We start from the raw sequence: 21,261 nt of genomic DNA on the forward strand, positions 1-21,261 counted from the left end.
GATGACCACCCATCCGCCCGCCGTGCTGACGCCGGCCGCCGACGAGGCTGCGCTCCGCCGGGAACTGGCCGCCTGCTACCGGCTGGTGGCCCACTACCGGATGACCGACCTGATCTTCACCCACATCTCGGTGCGCATCCCCGGGCCCGAGCACCACTTCCTGATCAACCCCTACGGGCTGCTCTTCGAGGAGATCACCGCGTCGAGTCTGGTCCGGATCGACCTGCAGGGGCGCATCGTCGGCGAGTCCCCGTACCGGGTCAACCCGGCCGGGTTCGTCATCCACAGTGCGATCCACGCCGCCCGCGAGGACGCTCAGTGCATCCTGCACACGCACACCCTGCCCGGCTGCGCCGTCGCGGCCAGCAGCACGGGACTGCTGCCGCTGAACCAGATCTCGATGGAGTTCCACAACCGGGTCGGTTACCACGACTACGAGGGCGTCGCGCTGAATCTCGAGGAGCAGAAACGCATCGTCTACGACCTGGGTGACCACACCGCGCTGCTGCTGCGCAACCACGGCCTGCTGACCGTGGGCCGGACCCCCGGTGAGGCCTTCCTGCGGATGTTCTACCTCAACAAGGCCTGCGAGATCCAGGTCGCCGCGGGCGGTCTGGGCGAATTGATCATTCCCGACGAGGCGATCGCCGAGCACACGGCCCAGCAGCTCATCGGGACCGCCGACGGCGACGATCTCGCCGACACCGACGCCTACGACCTGGCCTGGGCCGCGATGCTGCGACTGCTGGACCGGATCGCCCCCGACTACCGAGACTGAGCCCCCACCTCCATGAGCATCCCCGCAGTTCCCACCGTCGGCCCGAACCCGTTCACCACCGCCACCGCCCCGGACGGCCGGACGGTGTACGGACCACTCGACGCCGCCCGGGTCCCCCGCTACGCCGAGCCGTCCACCTTCGCCCGACTGCCCCGGCTCGACCAGGTGGGCGACGCCGACATCACCGTCGTCGGCGTGCCCTTCGACACCGGCGTCAGCTACCGGCCAGGTGCCCGGTTCGGCCCGGCCCACATCCGGACCGCGTCGAAGCTGCTCCGCCCCTACAACCAGGCCACGGGAATGTTCCCGTTCCACAGCCAGCAGGTCGCCGACGCCGGCGACATCGCCGTCAACCCCTTCGACATCGTCGAAGCGCTCGACACCGTCACCGCATCGGCCACCGCCCTCGCCGAACACGGGTCCCGGCTGCTCACCCTGGGCGGTGACCACACCATCGCGCTCCCGCTGCTGCGGGCCCTCAACCGCATCCACGGGCCCGTCGCCGTCCTCCACTTCGACGCCCACCTGGACACCTGGGACACCTACTTCGGTGCGCCCTACACCCACGGCACCCCGTTCCGCCGCGCCGCCGAGGAGGGCCTGCTGGACGCCGAACGCTGCCAGCACGTCGGTATCCGCGGACCCCTGTACGGCCGACAGGACCTGGAGGACGACGCCGTCGCCGGATTCCAGATCGTCCGCAGCGACGACTACCAGTTCGACGGCATCGCCAGCGTCGTCGACCGGGTTCGCAGGCGTCTGGACGGTGGCCCCGTCTACGTCTCCGTCGACATCGACTGCCTCGACCCCGCCCACGCCCCCGGCACCGGCACCCCCGAAGCCGGCGGCATGACCTCACGGGAACTGCTCAACACCATCCGCGGGCTCGCCGGACTCGACATCGTCGGCGTCGACATCGTCGAGGTCGCCCCGGCCTACGACCACGCCGAGCTGACCGGGATCGCCGCCGCCCACGTCGGGTACGAGCTGTTGTCGGTGATGGCCCCGGCCTGATGGGACACTCGGGGCGCGGGGTGCCCCACCCCGCCCCGGGGAGGGTTCGGTGTCGCTGCTGGACGATGCGGTGGACGAACTGTACGCACTCGACCTGGAACGCTTCATCGGTCGCCGGGGCGAACTGGTCAAGGCGGCCAGGGCCGACGGCGACAAGGAGGCGGCCACCGCCATCGGTGCGCTGCGCAAACCCACCCAGTCGGCGTTCACCATCAACCGGCTGGCCCGGACCGACCCGGGCGCCATCGACGCCCTGGTCGACCTGGGCACCGCCCTGCAGCAGGCGCAGACGGCCGGCGACGCGAAGGAGCTGCGGGAGCTCAACACCCGGCGGCGCGCTCTGCTGGACCGGTTGACGCGGCAGGCGTTCGACATCATCGGTCAGCAGTCCCCCACCGCGGGTCAGCGCGAGGAGGTCACCGCGACGCTGACCGCGGCCCTGGCCGACACCGGTGTCGCCGATCAGCTCCGGCAGGGCATCCTCGTCCGGGCCGCGGAATCGTCCGGCTTCGGGTTCAGCCCGCCCGAACTGACCCTCATCCGCAGCCCACGGCCGGCCGCGGCGCCGGGCGATCCCACGCCGGAGGCACCGGACGAGACCGCGCACGAGACGCCGGCGCCGGCGGCGCCCACGCGTACCCGCGCCACCGCCGGCCGCACCGGGGCCCGGGCGGCGGAGCCCGCCGGAACTGGGACGGCGAAGGACACCGCCGCACGCGGGTCCGTGAAGAAGCAGGCGGCGGAGGACCGGGCCACCCGGGAGCAGGCGGCGAAGGACCGGGCCGTCGCCGCGGCGCAGGCCGACGCCGACGCGGCCGATCAGGCCGTGCAGGACGCGGTCGACCGGGCCGACGCGGCGCAGCAGCTGATCACCCGCCTGCAACGGGAACTCTCGACCGCCCGCCGGGCATTGGACGAGGCGCAGAAGCAGACCAGGGCGGCCGAGCAGAAGCAGAAGGCGGCCCGGGCCGCGCTGAACAAGGCTCGCGGCTGACCCCGCGAGGCCGCCGTTCGACCTAGGTCAGGAAGGTCAGGAACGGCACCCGCTGCTCGGGCTCGGTGAGCGAACCGTGCTGACCGATCAGCCGCAGCACCTTGCGGTCCACGACCCGGGAGTCGACGAGACCGAAGTCGGTCATCGCGGCGGCGACGAGCACGTCGCCGATCCGCGGCCGCACCCGTTCGTCGACCACCGGCCCGAACCAGCCGTCGGCGACGGCCTCGTCGCGGGTCCGCACCCAGACCTGATCGCCGAACTCCGCCGCGAACGCGTCGGCCACCGTGCGGGTTGCGCCGTCCTCGACATGCAACTGCAGGCAACGTGTCTCGCCGGCGATGTGGCGCACCCCGGTCAGCAGCCCCGGCGTCCGGGCCAGATCGTGGCGGTACTGGTGGCCCAGGTCGAGCATGCCGTGGTCGGCGGTGACCAGCAGCAGCGTGCCCTTCGGCAGGGTGCGGCGCAGATCGGCGAGCAGGCGGTCGAGCTCGGCGGTGGCGTCGCGCCAGTGGCGCGACCGCCACCCGTGGGTGTGGCCGTTGTAGTCGACGCCGCCCCAGTACAGATAGACCAGCGCCCGCTCGTGCCGGTGCAGCAGCTCGGCGGCCGTGCGGGTGGCATCGGGCAGCTTCGTCGCCGCCACGAACGACCCACCGCGCAGCGCGGCCTCGGTCAGGCCGGAGCTCTCGAAACGGTCGGGCCCGAGCCGGAACGACGGGACCTGCGCCGCGTCGAGGGCACCGAAGACCGTCGGGTAGGGCTGCCAGGCCACCGGGTCCACCCCCTCGGCCCAGCGCAGGCCGTTGAGCAACCGGTCCTGGGCGGGGTCGAGCATGTCGTAGCCGACGAGTCCGTGCTCGCCCGGTGGGCGGCCGGTGCCGAACGAGCCCATCGACACCGCGGTGGTGGTCGGGAAGCCCGCGCGCAGTACCCGGGAACCGGGGAGCGCACCCTTGAGGAACGGCGCCCGGGTGTCCGGGTCGGCGAGGTTGTCGTGGCCCAACCCGTCGACCAGGACGACACAGACCCGGTCGACCGTGGGCAGTCCCCAGTCCGGCGCGTGGTGCGCGTTCACGCCGAGCGCGCCGGCGGCGGCCGGCATGACCCGGCCGAGCACGTCGCCCGCGTAGTCGGGCACCACCGGGCCGGGAACGCTCATCGGCTCAGCGACGGGAGGCCGTGGCGGCCGACAGCAGCCGGGCGAAGGCCAGCGCGTCCTGCAGCGCGGCGGCGCCCTCGGCGTCGGCGCTGATCCGCAGGGCCAGGTCGTCACCCGCCAGGGTGCCGGTGTAGCCGTGGTCGGCGTCGCACTGCGGGTCACCGCAACCGGCCACCTCCAGGTCGACCCGGGACACCCCGCCCCAGCCGATCGTGAGGGTGATGTCGCGGCCGCTGAGGTCGTTGGCGCGGCGACGCGCCGGGTACTCGGCCGGCTTGCCGACGACGTGCGTCAGCATCACCGTGCGGACCGCGTTGAGCGGCACCGCCTCGGACGTGGCCACCCCGTGGGCGTCACCGCTGTGCTCCTCGTCGCCCGCGTGGTCGTCCGCGTGGACGAAGATCAGCCGGTTCGGCGTGAGCACCAGCACCGACAGGTGCCGTCGGATGGTGTCGGCGTCGAAGGTGGTCTCGCCGTGCACCAGGTGCCCGGAGACCTCCTCGCCGGCCAGCGCCACGTCCAGCACGTCGGTGACGAAAGCCGGGTAGTAGCCCGCCTTGTCGATCTGCTCGGCGAGCCGCTTCGGCAGCGTGGCGCTCATCGCCGGGCTCCCGGCCCCGGGCGGCGGCTCATCGCAGCACCGCCCCGAACTCGCGGGCGGCCGCCTCCACCACGGCGTCCCGGACCTGTTGCGCGTCGGCGCCGGTCAGGGTCCGGTCGGCGGCGCGCACGCTCAGCGCGAACGCCAAGGACTTGTGCCCCGCCGGCACCGGATCCCCGGTGTAGACGTCGAACAGCCGCACCGATTCCAGCAGCGGGCCACCGGCCCGGCGCAGCACCTCGGTCACGCGGCCCGCGGGCACGGTGTCGGCGACCACCAGCGCGACGTCCTGCAGGACCGGCGGGAACGACGAGACGACCGGTGGGACCACCGGGCGACGCTCCGGGAACCCGGACAGGTTCAGCTCCAGGGCGACCGTGCGGGCGGGCAACCCGAGGCGCTCGATGACCGCGGGGTGCAGCTCACCGGCGTAGCCGACCGGCCAGTCACCGACCCGGATACCGGCGCAGCGACCGGGGTGGAACGGTGCGAGCTCCGCGGTCTCCACCCGGAGCTCGGCGCCGGCGGTGCGGCCGATCCGGCGGGCGAGCTCGACGGCGTCGGCCCAGTCGGCGGCACGGCCGGGACCCCACCAGCCCGCGCGGTCCCACTGTCCGGTGAGCACCGCCCCGACGTGCTGCACCTGGGTCGGCACGCTGGCCTCCAGGACGCGGAGGTCGTGGTCGGACGGGCGGGCACCGACGGTCATCACCGGGGGTCGCGGGGCGTCCGGCCGCGGCAGGAAGACCAGCCCGAGCTCGAACAGCGCGACGTCACGCGCACCCCGGGCGAGGTTGCGCGACAGCGCCTCCAGCAGTCCGGGCAGCATCGTGGTGCGCATCAGGGGCCGCGCGGAGTCGAGCGGGTTGAGCAGCGTGGCGGTGCGCCGACGGATGTCGCTCTCGTCGATGCCGAGCGCGACGAAGTCCCGCGGTCCGATGAACGGGAACGTCAGCACCTCGGTCAGTCCGATCGCGGCGAGATCCGCGGCGACCGCACGGGTACGTCGCTGGGCGGAGCTCAATCCGGCGCCGGCCGGGGCCTGCGGCAGCACCGAGCCGATGAGATCGAAGCCGTCGAGACGGGCGATCTCCTCGACCAGGTCGGCCGGACGCAGCAGGTCGGGCCGCCAGGTGGGCGGGGTGACAAGGAGCGCGTCACCGGACTCCGACGCCTCGACGAGGCATCCGACCTGCACGAGCCGCCGCGCGGCGGTCTCGGCCGACACCGGCCGACCGAGCAGCCGTTCCGGCTCCGTCAGCGGGAGCGCGACGGTGGCCGGCGGGTTCGGTGCGCCGACGTCGGTGCGACCGGGTTCCAGGTGACCGCCGCCGTAGCGCACCAGCAGTTCCGCGGCACGCTCGGCCGCGCCCGGCGCGACGGCGGGGTCGACGTCGCGCTCGAAGCGGCGCGACGCCTCGGACGTCAGCGACCGCCGGCGGGCGGTGCGGGAGATGACCGACGGCGTCCAGTGCGCGGCCTCGATCAGCACCTCGGTGGTGGTCTCGGAGATCTCGGTGCTCGCACCGCCCATCACCCCGGCCAGTGAGATCGCGCCGCTCGGATCGGCGACGACGAGGTCGGTGGCGTCCAGGGTGCGGGCGACACCGTCCAGGGTGACGAGCTTCTCGCCCGGAGTGGCGCGCCGGACGGTGATCGGGCCCGCCAGGGTGGCGGCGTCGAAGGCGTGCAGCGGCTGGCCGACCTCGAGCATCACGTAGTTGGTGATGTCCACGGCGAGCGAGATCGACCGGATGCCGGCGGCGAGCAGCCGACGGCGCATCCAGTACGGGCTCCTGGCCGACGGATCGACTCCGGACACCTTGACGACGACGAAGCGGTCGCAGCCGGCCGGGTCGTCGATGGTCACCGGCCAGGGGACGGGCGCGCCGGCGACGTCGCGGATGTCGGTACCGGCGACGTCGGTGAACGGCACCTCGAACGCCGCCGACAGCTCCCGGGCGAGGCCACGGATGGACAGCGCGTAGCCCCGGTCGGGGGTGATCGCCAGCTCCAGCACCGTGTCCGTCGCCCCGACCAGCGGGCGGGCGTCGGCGCCGATCACGGCGGCGGGGTCGTCGGCGTCGAGCACGATGATGCCGTCGGAGTCGTTGCCGACCCGCAGCTCCGCGGCCGAACAGATCATCCCGTCGGAGATGCGGCCGTAGGTCGACCGGGACGCGATCGCGAAGTCACCGGGCAGCACCGCGCCCGGGAGTGCAGCGACGACGAGGTCACCGACGGCGAAGTTGCGGGCGCCGCAGATGACCTGGCGCTCGGCCGAACCGTCGGCGCCGAGCCCTGCACCGACCTCGAGCGTCACGAACCGGATGGGCTTCTTGAACCCGGTGAGCTCCTCGACGGCCAGCACCCGGGCCACGACCAGGTCACCGGTCGTCGGTGGTGGTGTGTGCACGTCCTCGACCTCGTGACCGATCCGGATCAGCGCGGCCTCGATCTCGGCGACACCGACCTCGTCGGGCAGGGCCACGTACTGCCGGATCCACTCCAGCGGGGCGCGCATCAGACCTCCGTCGGGAAGGGCGCGCTGAACCGCACGTCGCCTTCGATCATGTCCCGCATGTCGGGGATGCCGTTGCGGAACTGCAGGGTGCGCTCGATTCCCATCCCGAACGCGAAACCGGTGAACTCGGCCGGATCGATACCGCAGTTGACCAGCACCGCCGGGTCGACCATGCCGCAGCCGCCCCATTCGACCCAGCCGGCGCCGCCCTTCTTCTGCGGGAACCAGACGTCCAGCTCGGCGCTGGGCTCGGTGAACGGGAAGAAGTGCGGCCGGAGCCGGGTGCGCGACTCGGGACCGAACATCGCCCGGGCGTAGTGGTCCAGGGTGCCCTTGAGGTGGGCCATCGTCAGGTGCCGGTCGATGGCCAGTCCCTCGACCTGGTGGAACACCGGCGTGTGGGTCGCGTCGAGCTCGTCGGTGCGGTAGGTCCGGCCCGGGCAGACGACGTAGATCGGCGGCTCGCGGTGCAGCATCGTCCGGGCCTGCACCGGCGAGGTGTGGGTGCGCAGCACCAGCCCGGAGTCGGTGCCGCCGTCCGGCGCGGCGATCGAGAAGGTGTCCTGCAGCGCGCGCGCCGGATGGTCGGGCAGGAAGTTCAGCGCGTCGAAGTTGAAGTACTCCGCCTCCAGCTCGGGACCCTCGGCGACGTCCCAGCCCATGGCCAGGAAGGTGTCGACGGTCTGCTGCATGATGAGCGAGACCGGATGCCGGGCACCCGCCGCGCGCCGATCACCGGGCAACGTGACGTCCACCCGCTCGGCGGCGAGGACGGCGGTGTCGCGCTCCTCGGTCAGCACGGCCAGTCGCGCGTCGTGGGCGGCGGTGATGGCCTGCAGTTCGGCGTTGATCTGTTTGCCGCGGGCCGCCCGCTCCGAGCCGGGCAGCTGACCGAGCGCACGGCGGGAGAGCAGCACCGGCGACCTGTCGCCGAGATGGGCCTGCCGCTGCTCGGCGAGCTCGGCCAACGTGCCGGCCGCGGCGAACGCCTGCTGGGCGGAACCGACCGGGTCGGGCGCCGCCGTGGTCTCGCGTGGCTCGGGTGTGCTGCTCATCGACGCGTGAGTCCTCGGTGTCCTGTGGGGAGCCACCCGGGACGGGCGGCGGTTTCGGGCGCGGTGACGACCGGCCGGGAACGCTGCCGGGGCTGCCGCACCGACCGCTGAGCATATGCGATCGGCACCAGGCCCCCTTCCCGCCTGCGGGCGGCGCGGACTCGGGGGCGGCGCCGCCGACCGGGCCGGGTCCGCCGGTTCCGCCTGGTCCGGCGGCCGGTCGGTAGGGTGCCGCAGATGGCCCGCTCCTTCCTCGCCGACCTGGCGTCGTCCCTGCTCACGTCCGTGCTCGGCCGCGGACGCGCGGCGCCGGCGGCACCTCCGGCGCGGCGGCCGCCGGCCCCCCGCGCGCCCCGCCCCGCCCCCGATGCGCCGGTCAGGGGCCGTTCCGGCGGCACCGCCACCGTCGAGGTGGATCCGGGCGATGTCGGGCGGGTACGGATGACCTACTCACCCGACACCGACGGCAACCCGGATCCCGGGGAGATCGTCTGGACCTGGGTGCCCTACGAGGAGAAGGACGGCCGCGGCAAGGACCGGCCCGTCCTCGTGGTGGCGACGGAGTCGACGGGCACGGTGCTCGCCGTCCAGCTCACCAGCAAGGCCCACACCGGCGACGGCGAGTTCGTCGCGCTGGGCAGCGGCGCCTGGGACGCGGAGGGCCGGCCCAGCTGGGTCGACCTCGACCGCGTGTTCCGGGTGCACCCGGAGGGGATGCGCCGGGAGGCGACCGCGCTGGACGCACGTCGGTACGGGCTGGTCGAGGCGGCCCTGACCCGCCGCTACCACTGGAGCTGAGCGGCGCCGACCCCGGTTCCACGGCTCCCGGATACACGACGGTCGTGGCGGCCCCCCCCCCGCGGTGGGGGGAGGAGCCGCCACGACCGGCGGAAACGGTGCGGTGTCGACCGGGGTCAGGACTCCCGGCGCTGGGCGGACGCCGAGGCGTACAGGCAGATCGCCGCGGCGGTGGCCAGGTTCAGCGACTCGGCCCTGCCGTGGATCGGCACCCGGACCGAGGCGTCGGCGGCCTCGATGACGTGCCCGGGCAGTCCGTGGGCCTCGGATCCGAACAACCAGGCGGTCGGCAGATCCAGGACCCCGTCACGTGCAGCGGCGTCCAGATCGGTGTCGGCCGACCCGGTCGTCGCCAGGACGGACAGGCCGGCCCCGGCGAGGGCGGCGAGCACCTCGTCCACGTCGACCGCGCGGGCGACCGGCAGGTGGAAGATGCTGCCGACCGAGGCCCGCACGGCCTTGGGGTTGAACGGATCGACGGACTCCCCCGCGAACACGACGGCGTCGGCGCCGGCGGCGTCGGCCAGCCGTACGACGGTGCCGGCGTTGCCGGGATCGTTGGCGTCGACGAGCACGGCGACCAGCTTCGCGCCGTCCCCGAGCGCGCGGGCCAGTGGCACGTCCAGCGATGCGCACCGGGCGATCAGGCCCTGCGGCGTCTGGGTGTCGCTGAGCAGTTCCATGGCCCGCCGGTTCACCACGCTCACCTCGACGTCGGCGGCGTAGGCCGCGCGCACGAGGTCGACGTGCCGGGCGGCGGCGTCGGGGGTGACGAAGAGTTCGAGGACGATCCCGGGATGCTCCCGCGCGTAGGCCAGCGCTTCGGTGACGGCCTGGGCGCCCTCGGCGAGGAACTCCCCCGCCTCGGTGCGCCGGGACCGGCGCAGCAACCGGTGCGCGGCGGCGACCCGCGAGCTGCGCTCGGTGAGGACACCGTCGCCGTTGACCTCGGTCTCGTCGTCGGCAGTGGTGAAGAAGTCGGCGTCCTTGGCCGACGAGCCCGACTTCGTCACCGGGAGACCGGTGGCGTCCCGGCCGCCCGGCGTGGTGCGTCCGACCGGCGGACCGGCCGGACGCTCACGACGGGGGCGGGAGCCACCCTGGTGCGTACTCAGGCGGCGTCGCTCGTACCGGCGCCGGCCAGGCTCGGCACCGCGTCCCGGGCGATCGCCACGAGCGCGGCGAACGCCGCCGCGTCGCGGACGGCGAGCTCGGCCAGAATCTTGCGGTCGACCTCGACGCCGGCCAGGTTCAGGCCCTGGATGAAGCGGTTGTAGGTGATGCCGTTCGCGCGGGCGGCCGCGTTGATGCGGGAGATCCACAGCTTGCGGAACTCGTTCTTGCGCTTGCGACGGTCGTTGTACGCGTAGTTCAGGGAGTGGAGGACCTGCTCCTTGGCCTTGCGGTACAGCCGCGAGCGCTGGCCGCGGTAACCGGCCGCGCGCTCCAGGGTCGTGCGGCGCTTCTTCTGGGCGTTGACCGCCCTCTTGACGCGAGCCACGGTGGCACCTGTCTTTCTACTTCGTGCTCACGCCGCGACCTCGGGTCGGACGGCGGAGCGGGATTCTGGGATGGGGTCGTGCGGGTGGCCGGTGGAACCGGCGGCGTGGCCCGGAGGCCGGTGGTGGAGCAGCAGACCTGAGGTCAGCGACCGAGCATCCGCTTGACGCGGGGCACGTCGACCTTGGCCACGTCGGTCGTCCCGGTCAGGCGCCGGGTGCGCTTGCTGTTCTTGACCTCGAGCAGGTGGCGCTTGTTCGCCTGCTCGCGGACGAGCTTCCCGGAGCCGGTCACCTTGACCCGCTTCTTCATCCCGGAGTGGGTCTTCATCTTGGGCATGTCGTTCCTCGTCTCTCAGCCCGTCCGCACGCGGACAGGTGCCGGCTGGCTGCCGGCGGGTGGTTCAAGTGGATGTGCTGGATCAGGTCGTCGGCTTGGGCGGCCGCGGACCGGGAGCACCCGGACGCGGACCGGGAGCACCGGGACGCGGAGCGCCGCCACCGGGCTTGCCCGGGGTGCCACCGGTGGTCGCCGGCCGGACCGCGGGACGCGGGGCGGACGGTGCCGGCGGCCGCGGTGCGGACGACGGAGCCGAGGACCCGGTCGACGGGGCCGAGGACGGCGCCGACGGACCGGACGGGTTGCTGGTCGGACGCGGGGCCGACGGACGCGACGACGGTCCGGACGGCCGGGTGCCCGACGGCGGGCGACCGGACGACGAGCGCTCGGCACGGTCCGGGCGGTCGAGCCGCTCCGGACGCTCGGGCGCGGCGATCGGCGTCGGCGGTACCGCCGCCTTCTTGAAGATCGGCTCCGGTGCCGGCTCGGCGGGCGCCGCGGGGGTGACCGGGGCGTCCGTCGTCGTGTCGTCGGTCATGTCGTCGTCGTCGAGATCGTCGGAGACGTCCTCGTCGCCGTCGACCTGCGATCCCTGGACCTGCTCACCGCGCGGGGTGCGCGGCCCGCTGGCCGGGGTCGGCGACTTGGCGACCTTGGTCGGCGCCTTGTGGGGAGCCAGGACCATGATCATGTTGCGGCCGTCCAGCTTGGGGGCGGCCTCCACGAAGCCCAGGTCGGCGACGTCGGCGGCGAGCCGCTGCAGCAGCCGGAAACCCAGCTCCGGGCGCGACTGCTCGCGGCCACGGAACATGATCGTGACCTTGACCTTGTCGCCGACCTTGAGGAAGCGTACGACGTGACCCTTCTTGGTCTCGTAGTCGTGCCCGTCGATCTTTGGACGGAGCTTCATCTCCTTGATGACGGTGAGGACCTGGTTACGGCGGGCCTCACGCGCCTTCTGGGCGTTCTCGTACTTGAACTTGCCGTAGTCCATGATCTTGACCACGGGCGGACGTGCGGTCGCAGCGACTTCCACCAGGTCGAGATCGGCCTGGGCGGCCATGTCCAGGGCGCGGCTGATCGGCACGATGCCGACCTGCTCGCCGTTCGGTCCGACGAGCCGGACCTCCGGCACGCGAATCCTGTCGTTGATGCGTGGCTCGACGCTGATTGAGTCCTCCTGAAGACGGTGATGTTCGGGTGGCGCTGTGCTGCGGCCGGTCGGCCGCGCCAGAGGCGTCACCACCGGTACAACGGACCGCAGAATGCAAAAAGTCCCGCTGCCGAAGGCAACGGGACCCGATTCCACCCCACCCGGCACGCCGGGAAGGCAATACAGCGGACAGGAACGGCATCGTCGCACCACCTCGCGGTGGGCGGGAGGACACCGGCCCGGAATGCTGGACCGAACCCGGCCGCCGGAGGCAGCGCGGGTGGGAGTCGGGCTCCACTTGCAGTCTGTGCGAGGCGTCCGGGGCTGATCTCACGATTTCGTCCTGGACACTCGCACCTGAGAGTCTAGCGCATGTGAACCCGCCAGCAGAACTCCGTCCCGAGCACCCGCAACCGACCGGCCCGGCCGAGCGGGACCTGGTCGACATCCCCGCCGTCGAGGTGGTCTCACGGGCCGCGGTGATGCTGATGAGCGCCGCCGCCGAGCAGCTCGGCCTCGCCGACGAGGACCCGGACCGGCCCGCGCACCGGGACCTGGACGAGGCGCGCACCCTCATCACGGCCCTGGCCGGGTTGCTCAACGCCGCGCTCCCCGACCTGGGGCCCCACGCCGCGGCGTTCCGCGAGGGGCTGGGCGCGTTGCAGGGCGCCTTCCGGGAGTACTCCGCCGTCCCCGACCAGCCCGGTCAGGGTCCCGGCGAGAGTCGTCCCCGCCCGCACTGACCGCCGGGGGTCGGTCGGCCGAGCTCAGCGGCGGCGCTTGCGACCGCCGCCCTGGGCGGCCTTCTCGCGGTCGATGATCTCCAGCCGGCCCAGTGGCCGGTTCGGGTCCTCCGCCGGGACGGGCGTCCGCTGCCGCCGGGTCTGCGGCGGCGCGTGGTGGTCGTACAGGGCGCGCACCTCGCGCAGGGCGACCACCGCGCGTTCCTTGTCCATCGACTGGATGGCCATCACCGACATGACCTCGTCGTCGGCGAGCTCCAGCTGCGCCCAGACGGCGCCCTCCGGAAACGAGATGCGCTCGATCACCGGCCACGGGACGAAGCGCTCACCGACGATGTTGCGCACCCGCAGACCGTGCGCGTCGGCCCGCAGCCGCGGTCGGGCGGTGAGCATGATGCCGCCGGCGAACAGCAGCCCGAGGCCGGCCATCGCGACGGCGTCGGAGGTGCGGAAGTAGACCCCGGTGTCGGAGCCGCGCAGCTTGAGCGCGACGAAGACCCCCACCAGGATGACCGCGGCGGCCCCGATGGCGGCGTAGACGGCGATGCGTCGAGGTCGGACCGTCACGGCCCCGGGGGTGGGACCGGTGGCCGGGGGTGCGGCCGGATGCGGCTGGTCGGACATCAGAAACCCATTCTCGCGGCCGGGGCCCGCAGGTTGCGCAGGGTCAGCGCCGTGGCCAGTGCGGCCGCCATCGCCTCCCCGCCCTTGTCCTCGGCGGCGCCGGGGCCACCGGCCCGGTCGACCGCCTGCTCGACGGTGTTCACCGTCAGCACGCCGTTGCCGATGGCCACACCCGCGTCCAGGCTCACTCGGGTGAGCCCGTGGGTGACGGCTTCGCAGACGTACTCGAAGTGCGGGGTGCCACCGCGGACGACGACGCCGAGAGCGACCACCGCGTCGTGGTTGGTGGCGAGCTGCGCCACCACCACGGGCAGTTCCATCGATCCCGGCACCGGCACCACCGTCGGCTCGGCGGTGCCCGCCTCCCCCGCCACCGCCAGGGCGCGGCTCAGCAGTCCGTCGATGATCTCGGGGTGCCACTGGGCCACCGCGATCGCCACGCGCAGACCGCGGGCGTCCGGTACGACCAGGGCGGGGCGGCCTTCGCCACTCATGAACGGCTCCTCGTGATGTCGGCGGGAACGGCCCCGTCGGCGTTGTCGATGTCCACCGGGTCGACCGGACTGCCGTCGGTGACCCGTTCGGCGCCGAGGATCTCGGCGGCCAGCCCGGCCAGGGCGTGCCCCATCCGGTCACGCTTGGTGGTCAGGTACCGGAGGTTCTCCGGGTTGCTCTCCACCGGCAGCGGCACCCGCTCGACGATGGACAGCCCGTAGCCCTCGAGCCCGGCGCGCTTGGCCGGGTTGTTGGTCAGCAGCCGCATCGACCGGATCCCCAGGGCGGCCAGCACCTGCGCACCGGTGCCGTACTCGCGGGCGTCCGACGGCAACCCCAGATCGAGGTTGGCGTCCACGGTGTCGGCACCGGCGTCCTGCAGCTCGTAGGCGCGCAGCTTCTGCAGCAGCCCGATGCCACGGCCCTCGTGGCCCCGGATGTACAGCACGACCCCGCGCCCCTCGGCGGCCACCGCGTCCAGCGCCGCGTCCAGCTGCGGCCCGCAGTCGCACCGCAGCGAACCGAAGACGTCGCCGGTCAGGCACTCGGAGTGCACCCGGACGAGGATGTTCTCGCCGTCGGCGATGTCCCCCTTGACCAGCGCGACGAGTTCCTTGCCGGTCACCCGGCTGAGGAAGCCGATCGCCCGGAACTCGCCCTGCGGCAGCGGCAGCCGCGCGTCGGCGACCTGGTCGATGTGCACCTCGGAGCGCCGCCGGTGGGCCACCAGGTCGGCGATGGTGATCAGGGCCAGCCCGTGGGTGGCGGCGAACTCCCGCAACTCGGGCAGACGCGCCATCGACCCGTCCTCGCTGACCACCTCGGCGATGGCACCGACCGGGCGCAGACCCGCCATCTGCAGCAGGTCGACCGCGGCCTCGGTGTGCCCGGGGCGGGTCAGCACCCCGCCCTCGCGGGCGCGCAGCGGGAAGACGTGGCCGGGCCGGCTGAGGTCGCCCGCCTCGGTGGCCGGGTCGCTCAGCGCCCGGATGGTGCGGGCCCGGTCGGCGGCCGAGATCCCGGTCCCGACACCCACCTTCGCGTCGACGGAGACGGTGTACGCGGTCCCCTTGGGATCGGTGTTGACCAGCGTCATGGGGCTCAGCTCGAGGCGGTCGCAGTCCTCCGCGGGCATCGGCACGCAGATGACGCCGGAGGACCAGCGCACCATGAAGGCCGTCTCGGCGGCCGTGGCGAGCTCGCCGGCGAAGATCAGATCGCCCTCGTTCTCGCGGTCCTCGTCGTCCACCACCAGGATGGTGCGGCCGGCGGCCAACTCCGCGACGGCGAACTCGATGGTGTGGAAGCCGTTGGGCAACCGGTGGTCTGCGGCGGTCACGCGGGGACGCTCCCGTCGGGAGCGGTGCCGCGGGTGGTGCCGAGCAGCCGCTCGACGTACTTGGCCATCACGTCGACCTCGATGTTCAGGCGGTCGCCGGGACCGCGGCCGCCGAGGGTGGTGGCGGCCCGGGTCTCCGGGATGACGCCGATGCCGAACTCGGCGCCGGTGTCGGTGTCGTGCACGTCGACCACGGTCAGCGAGATGCCGTCGATGGCGATGGCACCCTTGCCGGCGATGTAGCGGGCCAGCTCGGGTCCCACCGCGATGCGGATCTCGTCCCAGGCGGGATGCGGGGTGCGTGACGCCAGGGTGCCGACGCCGTCGACGTGGCCCTGGACGACATGGCCGCCCATCCGGGTCGTCGGGAGCACAGAACGCTCGAGGTTGACCGCGTCACCGACGGCGAGGGCGCCCAGGGTGGTGCGGGACAGGGTCTCGGCCATCACATCGGCGGTGAAGGTGCCCGCAGCACGGTCCACGACGGTCAGGCACACACCGGACACCGCGATCGAGTCGCCGTGACCCGCGTCGTCGGTGACCGTGGCGGCCCGGATGGTCAGGCGGGCTGAGTCGCCATCGGCGGCGAGGGTGAGGTCGAGCACCTCGCCGCGTTCCTCGATGATGCCGGTGAACACGTGCCATTCCTCCTGCGGACGGGGCGTCCGTGCGTGACGGACCGGCGCGGCCGAGCGGCGGCGCCACCGTCCAGTCTCCCCCATCGACGCGGCGGTCCGGTCGGATCGTCGTCACACCCCGGGTCGGGCCGGGGTCGCGGTCCCGCGGGTTCCCGTCGCGGCGACGTGCAGCGCGTCGGTGGACCGCTCCCCCACCCCGGCGTGGGCGGGCGACGCCGCGCCGGCGGGCGCCCCGGCGTCGGCCGGCGCCCCGACGGCGGCGGGCACTGCGGGACCGGCGGGCGCCGGGGCCGCGGCGGGCACCGGGGCGGCGGCGGGCACGGCGGCGGCGGGCACAGTGGCGGCGGGCGCGGCGGCGGCGGTCGGCGCGGTAGGCGGTTCCGCGTCGGCGGACACCGGCAGCCGGACGGTCAGCCGGGTGCCCGCGCCCGGCGGGCTGGTCAGCTGCAGGTCACCGCCCAGGACGTCCACCCGGTCGAGCAGACCGCGGATGCCCGTGCCGAGGTCGACCGAGGCACCGCCGACCCCGTCGTCCTGGACGTCGACGGTGAGCAGGTGGCCGCGCCGGACGACGTGCACCGACACCTTCCCCGCGTGGGCGTGCTTGACCACGTTGGCGACGGCCTCGGCGACCACGAAGTAGGCGGTGCTCTGCACCGGCATCGGCAGCGGTCCGACGCCGCTGACCCGCAGCACCGACCGCAGCGGCACCCGGTCGAGCAGGTCCTCGGTGGCCAGGGCCAGGCCCCGCTCGAGCAGGGCCGACGGCATCACCGCGTGCACCAGGGCCCGCAGTTCGGCCGCGGCGGCGTCGATGCCGTGCCGCAGCTCGGTGGCCTGCACCCGGGTGTGGGCACCGGGGGCCAGTTCGTTGGCGACCTGCTGGGCCTCCAGGGCCAGCAGCACGAGTTTGACCTGCAGGCCGTCGTGCAGGTCCTGGGCGATCCGGCGGCGCTCGCGGTCGGCCGTCTCGACGATGCGCTCCCTCGACCGACGCAACGACTGCTCGGTGACGTGCAACGCGGCGGTCAGCCGCTCCCGGTCGACACCGAGGGCGACGACCCGACCCGCGGCGCGGACCAGCTCGGGGTCGTCGATGAGCTCCGCGTCGTAGATCACCGCGCCGATGGGCTCGCCGGACAGCTCGATGGTGACCACGCCGCGCGCCTCGGACGCCTCGGGCATCTCGACCCGCAGGCCGTCGGCGTCGACGTAGCGCTGCTCGTCCGGGACCCAGAACACCAGCTGCAGGCTCGGGTCACCCAGCACGGACGCCAGCGCGATCCCCAGGCGCGACCGCCGGTCGTCCCGGGCGCTGAGCCATTCCGACAGCTCCTGCAGCTCCCCGGTGCGGGCGAAGCCACCGCGGAACACCGCCAGCGCGAACGCGATGGGGATGCCGGCCAGCAGGATGTTCTGGGTGCCGTCGGTGATCACCTCGGGGACGCCGAGTCCCCGTCGCAGCACGTTGGCCGAGAACGGGACCCAGAGCGCGGTGAGGATCCCGTAGGTGAACAGGGGGATCAGCACCCGGCGTTGGAACGGCCTGGCGCGGCGGAGCCGGCCGACCAGCAGGACCGTCGTCGCGACCATCGCCAGCGCGCCGGACGCCGACTGGACGATGCCGAGCCCGTGGTGGAGTCCGGGACGATCCGCGACGAACAGCGGCAGGTCGGACTGCCGTCCGTCCAACGCCCACTTCGGTATCTGCAGGACGAAGGACACCACGTAGACGCAGACCACCGTGATCACCGAGAAGCGCCCCCGGAGACGACCGGCCGGGAAGGCGTGCAGCAGGTGCACCAGCACGGCCAGTTGGGCGGCGCCGAACTCCGCGCCGATCATCGCCAGCCACGGGGTGTCGGAGCCGCTGGGGGCGGACAGCAGGAAGCTGAAACCGCCCCAGACGAGCAGGGCCCCCAGCCCGTTGCCCGGTCGACGCCACCAGGCGAAGATGCCGGCTCCCGCCCACAGCACACAGGTCGGGAAGGGGACCAGGGCCCACCAACCGGGCAGACCTTCCGCGACCATCACGGCGAGCAGCACGCCGCCGGAGACCAGCACCCCCACGGCCACCAACAGCAGGGCGCGTCGCTGCGAGCGCAGCAGGTCCGACCTCGGCGGTCGCGGCGCCGCGACCGCCGGGTCGGCATTCACGAGCGGGCCAGGTACTTCAACACCGCCAGCACGCGTCGGTGGCCCTCGTCGTCCACCGACAGTCCCAGGGCGTCGTAGATCCGCGACGTGTGCTGGACGACCGCCTTCTCGGTGACCACCAGCGCGGCGGCGATCGAGCTGTTGCTGCGCCCCTCGGCCACCAGGGTCAGCACCTGTCGTTGCCTGGGCGTCAGCCGGGCGATCGCCCCGTCGTCCTGGCCGGCCCGCGCCACCATGATCTCCACGACCTCGGGGTCGATCACCGCCCCGCCGACCTGGATCCGGCGGAGGTCGGCGCAGAAGGTGTCGACGTCGGCGATCCGCTGCTTGAGCAGGTAACCCACACCGCGGCGCTTCTCCGCCAGCAGCTCGACCGCGTAACGACGCTGCACGTACTGGGACAACACGACGACCGCCATCTCGGGATGGCTGCGGGCGATGGTGAGCGCGGCGACCATGCCCTCGTCGCTGTGCGTCGGCGGCATCCGGACGTCGGTGATGACCAGGTCGGGCCGGTGCAGCTCCGTCAGCGCCAACAGGCCGGGGCCGTCGTCGGCGGCGGCGGCGACCTCGAAACCCGCGCTCTCGAGCACCAGGGTGAGGCCCCGCCGGAGCAGGACCTCGTCCTCACCGATGACGACCTTCACGCGTCGCTCCTCGCACGGCATCCGGCGGATGCGATGTGCACCCCGCACCAGTGTCGGTGCGGACCCGGAATGCGGAATAGACCCAGGTCCCGGCCCCGCCCGGGCCGGCCGATAGTACCGTCCGGGGACGGAGTCGGACCAGGCGGCGAACGCACCGGCAGGGCTGTCGTAGGGACGGCGGAGCCCCGGCGCGAACCGCGCCACGTCGAGACGAGCCGGCAACGTCGACGCGGACCGGTGGCGATGCGGAGCACACCGGCGGCGATGCGGAGGGAACCCGCGGCGACGCGGAGCACACCGGCGGCGATGCGGAGGGAACCCGCGGCGACGCGGAGCACACCGGCGGCGATGCGGAGGGAACCCGCGGCGACGCGGAGCACACCGGCGGCGATGCGGAGGGAAGCGGCGCACCCCGGCGCGAACCGGCTGGCGCGGCGCAAACGGTCGGGACCCACCAGCGAACCGGCGGAGCCCCGAGGGAACCGGCGGGCGCGGGGCCGACCGGCGGGGCCCGCAGCGAACCGGCGGGGTCCCGAGCAAACGGGCGGGGGCCCCGAGCAAGCCGGCGGAGGTCGCGGTCGACCAGCCACGCGCGAAGCGCACCGGCGGGGCCGGCAACGGACCGGCGGAGTCCGCAGCGAACCGGCGGGATCGAAGCGACCCGGCGGCGTCACGGCGCGGCCACCACCCGACGACCACCGCGCGGCGGACAGGGCCCAGGTCTATGGAGGAGGTGGACCTCTCGTCCCTACCGTCCCTTGACCCTGTCGAACAGGCCACGATCGAGTGGCGTCATCCGGAAGGCTCCACCATGACCACGTCCGTCACCTCCGTCAAGCGCCCCGTCCTCGTCACCGTGCTCGTCGTCCTGATCGTGCTGAGTGGCATCTCGTCCGTGTTCACGGCCGTCGTGCTGTTCGGCCTGCCGGGCCCGGCGGTCGTGGCGGCCGTGTTCGCGCTCGTCGTCGGTCTCATCCACTTCGCGGTGGCCAAGGGGCTGCTGAACGGCAACCCGACGGCCCGTGCGGTGGTCGCCGTGGTCAATGTCGTCCAGGCCGCGGTGGCCATCGTGACGCTGGTCAACACCGACGGCACCCTGCAGTCGTCGGCTCTGCGGTCACTCGTCTTCGCGGTCGTCGTGCTGGCCGTCCTGTCGACGCCCGCGGCCAACGCCTTCTTCGCCCAGCGCCGCTGAGCCGCCGCGTCAGCGCGCGGAAGCCGCCAGCCGTCGCAACGCGCCGACGGCCCGGCCCGGGTCGTCGGCGCCGTAGATCGCCGACCCGGCCACGAAGCAGTCGGCGCCCGCCTCGGCGGCGAGGGCGATGGTGTCCTCGGCGATCCCGCCGTCCACCTCGACGACCACGTTGAGGTGGCCGGTGTCGACCAGTGAGCGGGCCTGCCTGATCTTGGCCAGCATCTCGTGCTGGAAACTCTGACCGCCGAAGCCCGGCTCCACCGTCATGATCAGCAGCGTGTCGTAGGACCGCAGCACCTCCGACCAGTCGTCCAGCGGGGTGCCCGGCTTGAGCGACAGTCCCGCCTTCGCGCCCGCGTCGCGGAGACGCCCGGCCAGCCGCACCGGGTCGCCGGTGATCGCCTCGGCGTGCACGGTCACGTTGTAGGCGCCGGCCTCGGCGTAGCCGACCGCCCACCGCTCGGGGTCACTGATCATCAGATGGCAGTCCAGGGGCAGATCGGTGGCCGCGTGCAGCGACTTCACCACGGGCAACCCCAACGTCAGGTTGGGCACGAAGTGGTTGTCCATCACGTCCACGTGCAGCCAGTCCGCGTCGGCGACCGCAGCGGCCTCCTCCCCCAGCCGGGCGAAGTCGGCGGACAGGATGGACGGGGCGATCAGCGTCTGCACGCGAGCCACCCTAGCGACCGGGAATGGCACCGGCCGCGGCGCCGTTACGCTCTCGGCGGCGGAGTGCGGCGTCGCGGACCCCGCGTCGGACCGGCGACGCCCTTCACGGGGACTGGACGGGCATGAACTGGTTCGAGACGGCCTTCGCGGCCCACCTCACCATCGGCGGCGCCGAGATCACCGTCCGGGAGGTCGTCGGCAACGGCTTCGGTCTCGCCTCCGCCATCGGCGGTCTGCGACGCAAGGTCTGGGCCTGGCCGGTGGGCATCGTCGGCAACCTGCTGCTGTTCACCGTGTTCCTCGGGGTGGCCTTCGGCAACCCGCAGGGCGCCACCCTCTACGGGCAGGCGGCCCGGCAGGTGTTCTTCATCGCCGCCAGCGTCTACGGCTGGCACCGCTGGCGGCAGACGCGGGCGACCTCCGGCGGGGAGGCGGTCATCCCCCGGTGGGCCACCGCCCGCGAGCGGGCCGTCTACCTGACCGCCGCCGTGGCCGGTGTGCTGGTCTGTTTCGTGACGTTCCGGTCCATCGGGGCCGGGTTCCCCGCGGCGTGGTGGTACTACCTCGCCGACTCGTGGATCTTCGTCGGGTCGGTGCTGGCGACCTACGCGATGGCCCGCGGCTGGGTCGACTTCTGGCTGTGCTGGATCGCCGTGGACCTCATCGGGGTGCCGGAGCTGCTGTACTTCCGCTTCTACCCGTCCGCGGTGCTCTACGCCGTGTACGGGGCTTTCGTCGTGTGGGGCTTCGTGGTCTGGCTGCGGATCTCGCGCCGCCCACCGCCGGTCGGACTGCACGACCCGGCCATGACGACGCTGGCCTGATCCGGCGCC

The 21,261-nt window shown here is 73.3% G+C and carries 21 protein-coding genes and 1 pseudogene; 7 read left to right on the forward strand and 15 right to left on the reverse strand.

Annotated features, from left to right (window positions below):
• The first annotated feature begins 1 nt into the window (after position 1).
• Genes DB033_RS13500 through DB033_RS13510 form a run of 3 tightly spaced genes read left to right on the forward strand, consistent with a single transcriptional unit; the run spans position 2 to position 2,786 of the window.
• The gene (locus DB033_RS13500) at positions 2 to 778 is read left to right on the forward strand and encodes a class II aldolase/adducin family protein (RefSeq protein ID WP_111767499.1); all 777 of its coding nucleotides are present in this window, start codon (positions 2 to 4) and stop codon (positions 776 to 778) included.
• A gap of 12 nt (positions 779 to 790) precedes the next feature.
• On the forward strand, positions 791 to 1,792 hold the full coding sequence (gene speB, locus DB033_RS13505) for an agmatinase (protein ID WP_111767500.1): 1,002 nt from the start codon (positions 791 to 793) through the stop codon (positions 1,790 to 1,792).
• A gap of 49 nt (positions 1,793 to 1,841) precedes the next feature.
• Positions 1,842 to 2,786: a hypothetical protein gene (locus DB033_RS13510; protein WP_111767501.1), complete on the forward strand. Its 945-nt coding sequence runs from the start codon at positions 1,842 to 1,844 to the stop codon at positions 2,784 to 2,786.
• Positions 2,787 to 2,808: 22 nt separating this feature from the next.
• Here DB033_RS13510 and DB033_RS13515 read toward each other — a convergent pair whose 3' ends face one another.
• From DB033_RS13515 to pheS, 4 genes are read right to left on the reverse strand one after another with little or no spacing between them, the layout of a single operon-like run.
• Positions 2,809 to 3,948: an alkaline phosphatase family protein gene (locus tag DB033_RS13515; protein WP_111767502.1), complete on the reverse strand. Its 1,140-nt coding sequence runs from the start codon at positions 3,946 to 3,948 to the stop codon at positions 2,809 to 2,811.
• A 4-nt stretch (positions 3,949 to 3,952) separates the two neighbouring features.
• Complete coding sequence (locus DB033_RS13520; RefSeq protein WP_111767503.1) at positions 3,953 to 4,549, reverse strand: DUF5998 family protein; 597 nt, start codon at positions 4,547 to 4,549, stop codon at positions 3,953 to 3,955.
• 28 nt (positions 4,550 to 4,577) lie between these two features.
• Entirely contained in the window at positions 4,578 to 7,073 is a 2,496-nt protein-coding gene (pheT, locus tag DB033_RS13525) for a phenylalanine--tRNA ligase subunit beta (protein ID WP_111767504.1), read from the reverse strand.
• A complete protein-coding gene (gene pheS / locus DB033_RS13530) occupies positions 7,073 to 8,128 on the reverse strand; it encodes a phenylalanine--tRNA ligase subunit alpha (RefSeq protein WP_111767505.1) in 1,056 nt (351 codons plus the stop codon). The genes pheT and pheS overlap by 1 nt, the downstream gene beginning before the upstream one ends.
• A 237-nt stretch (positions 8,129 to 8,365) precedes the next feature.
• Between pheS and DB033_RS13535 the strand changes: the two genes are divergently transcribed.
• Positions 8,366 to 8,926 carry a type II toxin-antitoxin system PemK/MazF family toxin gene (locus DB033_RS13535; protein WP_111768292.1) on the forward strand — a complete coding sequence of 187 codons (561 nt, stop codon included), beginning with the start codon at positions 8,366 to 8,368 and terminating at the stop codon, positions 8,924 to 8,926.
• Between the two features lie 116 nt (positions 8,927 to 9,042).
• Here the strand turns inward: DB033_RS13535 and DB033_RS13540 are convergent, their stop codons facing one another.
• The 4 genes and pseudogenes from DB033_RS13540 to infC form a co-directional block, all read right to left on the reverse strand.
• Entirely contained in the window at positions 9,043 to 9,939 is an 897-nt protein-coding gene (locus DB033_RS13540; protein WP_111767506.1) for a TrmH family RNA methyltransferase, read from the reverse strand.
• Positions 9,940 to 10,037: 98 nt separating this feature from the next.
• Positions 10,038 to 10,427 (reverse strand): 50S ribosomal protein L20, encoded by a 390-nt coding sequence (rplT, locus tag DB033_RS13545; protein ID WP_111767507.1) that lies wholly within the window; start codon positions 10,425 to 10,427, stop codon positions 10,038 to 10,040.
• 143 nt (positions 10,428 to 10,570) lie between these two features.
• A complete protein-coding gene (gene rpmI / locus DB033_RS13550; protein ID WP_111767508.1) occupies positions 10,571 to 10,765 on the reverse strand; it encodes a 50S ribosomal protein L35 in 195 nt (64 codons plus the stop codon).
• A 654-nt stretch (positions 10,766 to 11,419) separates the two neighbouring features.
• Positions 11,420 to 11,936 (reverse strand): annotated as a pseudogene (infC, locus tag DB033_RS21815) (translation initiation factor IF-3); the annotation flags it as partial.
• A 356-nt stretch (positions 11,937 to 12,292) separates the two neighbouring features.
• On the opposite strand from infC, the gene DB033_RS13560 reads away from it, so the two are divergent.
• Entirely contained in the window at positions 12,293 to 12,661 is a 369-nt protein-coding gene (locus DB033_RS13560) for a DUF1844 domain-containing protein (RefSeq protein WP_205843890.1), read from the forward strand.
• 24 nt (positions 12,662 to 12,685) lie between these two features.
• Here DB033_RS13560 and DB033_RS13565 read toward each other — a convergent pair whose 3' ends face one another.
• The 6 genes from DB033_RS13565 to DB033_RS13590 form a co-directional block, all read right to left on the reverse strand.
• Positions 12,686 to 13,285, reverse strand: a complete 600-nt coding sequence (locus tag DB033_RS13565) for a PH domain-containing protein (protein WP_111767510.1) — start codon at positions 13,283 to 13,285, stop codon at positions 12,686 to 12,688.
• On the reverse strand, positions 13,285 to 13,779 hold the full coding sequence (gene ribH, locus DB033_RS13570) for a 6,7-dimethyl-8-ribityllumazine synthase (protein ID WP_111767511.1): 495 nt from the start codon (positions 13,777 to 13,779) through the stop codon (positions 13,285 to 13,287). The genes DB033_RS13565 and ribH overlap by 1 nt, the downstream gene beginning before the upstream one ends.
• Positions 13,776 to 15,119, reverse strand: coding sequence for a bifunctional 3,4-dihydroxy-2-butanone-4-phosphate synthase/GTP cyclohydrolase II (locus DB033_RS13575; protein ID WP_111767512.1), 1,344 nt, complete (start codon positions 15,117 to 15,119; stop codon positions 13,776 to 13,778). Before DB033_RS13575 ends, ribH begins: the two co-directional genes overlap by 4 nt.
• On the reverse strand, positions 15,116 to 15,757 hold the full coding sequence (locus DB033_RS13580) for a riboflavin synthase (protein ID WP_111767513.1): 642 nt from the start codon (positions 15,755 to 15,757) through the stop codon (positions 15,116 to 15,118). Before DB033_RS13580 ends, DB033_RS13575 begins: the two co-directional genes overlap by 4 nt.
• A gap of 111 nt (positions 15,758 to 15,868) precedes the next feature.
• The gene (locus DB033_RS13585; RefSeq protein ID WP_111767514.1) at positions 15,869 to 17,914 is read right to left on the reverse strand and encodes a sensor histidine kinase; all 2,046 of its coding nucleotides are present in this window, start codon (positions 17,912 to 17,914) and stop codon (positions 15,869 to 15,871) included.
• The gene (locus DB033_RS13590) at positions 17,911 to 18,561 is read right to left on the reverse strand and encodes a response regulator (RefSeq protein WP_111767515.1); all 651 of its coding nucleotides are present in this window, start codon (positions 18,559 to 18,561) and stop codon (positions 17,911 to 17,913) included. Before DB033_RS13590 ends, DB033_RS13585 begins: the two co-directional genes overlap by 4 nt.
• A gap of 811 nt (positions 18,562 to 19,372) precedes the next feature.
• Between DB033_RS13590 and DB033_RS13595 the strand changes: the two genes are divergently transcribed.
• Complete coding sequence (locus DB033_RS13595; RefSeq protein WP_111767516.1) at positions 19,373 to 19,756, forward strand: hypothetical protein; 384 nt, start codon at positions 19,373 to 19,375, stop codon at positions 19,754 to 19,756.
• A gap of 9 nt (positions 19,757 to 19,765) precedes the next feature.
• Here the strand turns inward: DB033_RS13595 and rpe are convergent, their stop codons facing one another.
• A complete protein-coding gene (rpe, locus tag DB033_RS13600) occupies positions 19,766 to 20,419 on the reverse strand; it encodes a ribulose-phosphate 3-epimerase (protein ID WP_111768294.1) in 654 nt (217 codons plus the stop codon).
• A 131-nt stretch (positions 20,420 to 20,550) separates the two neighbouring features.
• On the opposite strand from rpe, the gene DB033_RS13605 reads away from it, so the two are divergent.
• Complete coding sequence (locus DB033_RS13605) at positions 20,551 to 21,252, forward strand: nicotinamide mononucleotide transporter family protein (RefSeq protein ID WP_111767517.1); 702 nt, start codon at positions 20,551 to 20,553, stop codon at positions 21,250 to 21,252.
• Positions 21,253 to 21,261 lie beyond the last annotated feature (9 nt).

The organism is Nakamurella deserti (genome assembly GCF_003260015.1).
Classification (GTDB): domain Bacteria; phylum Actinomycetota; class Actinomycetes; order Mycobacteriales; family Nakamurellaceae; genus Nakamurella; species Nakamurella deserti.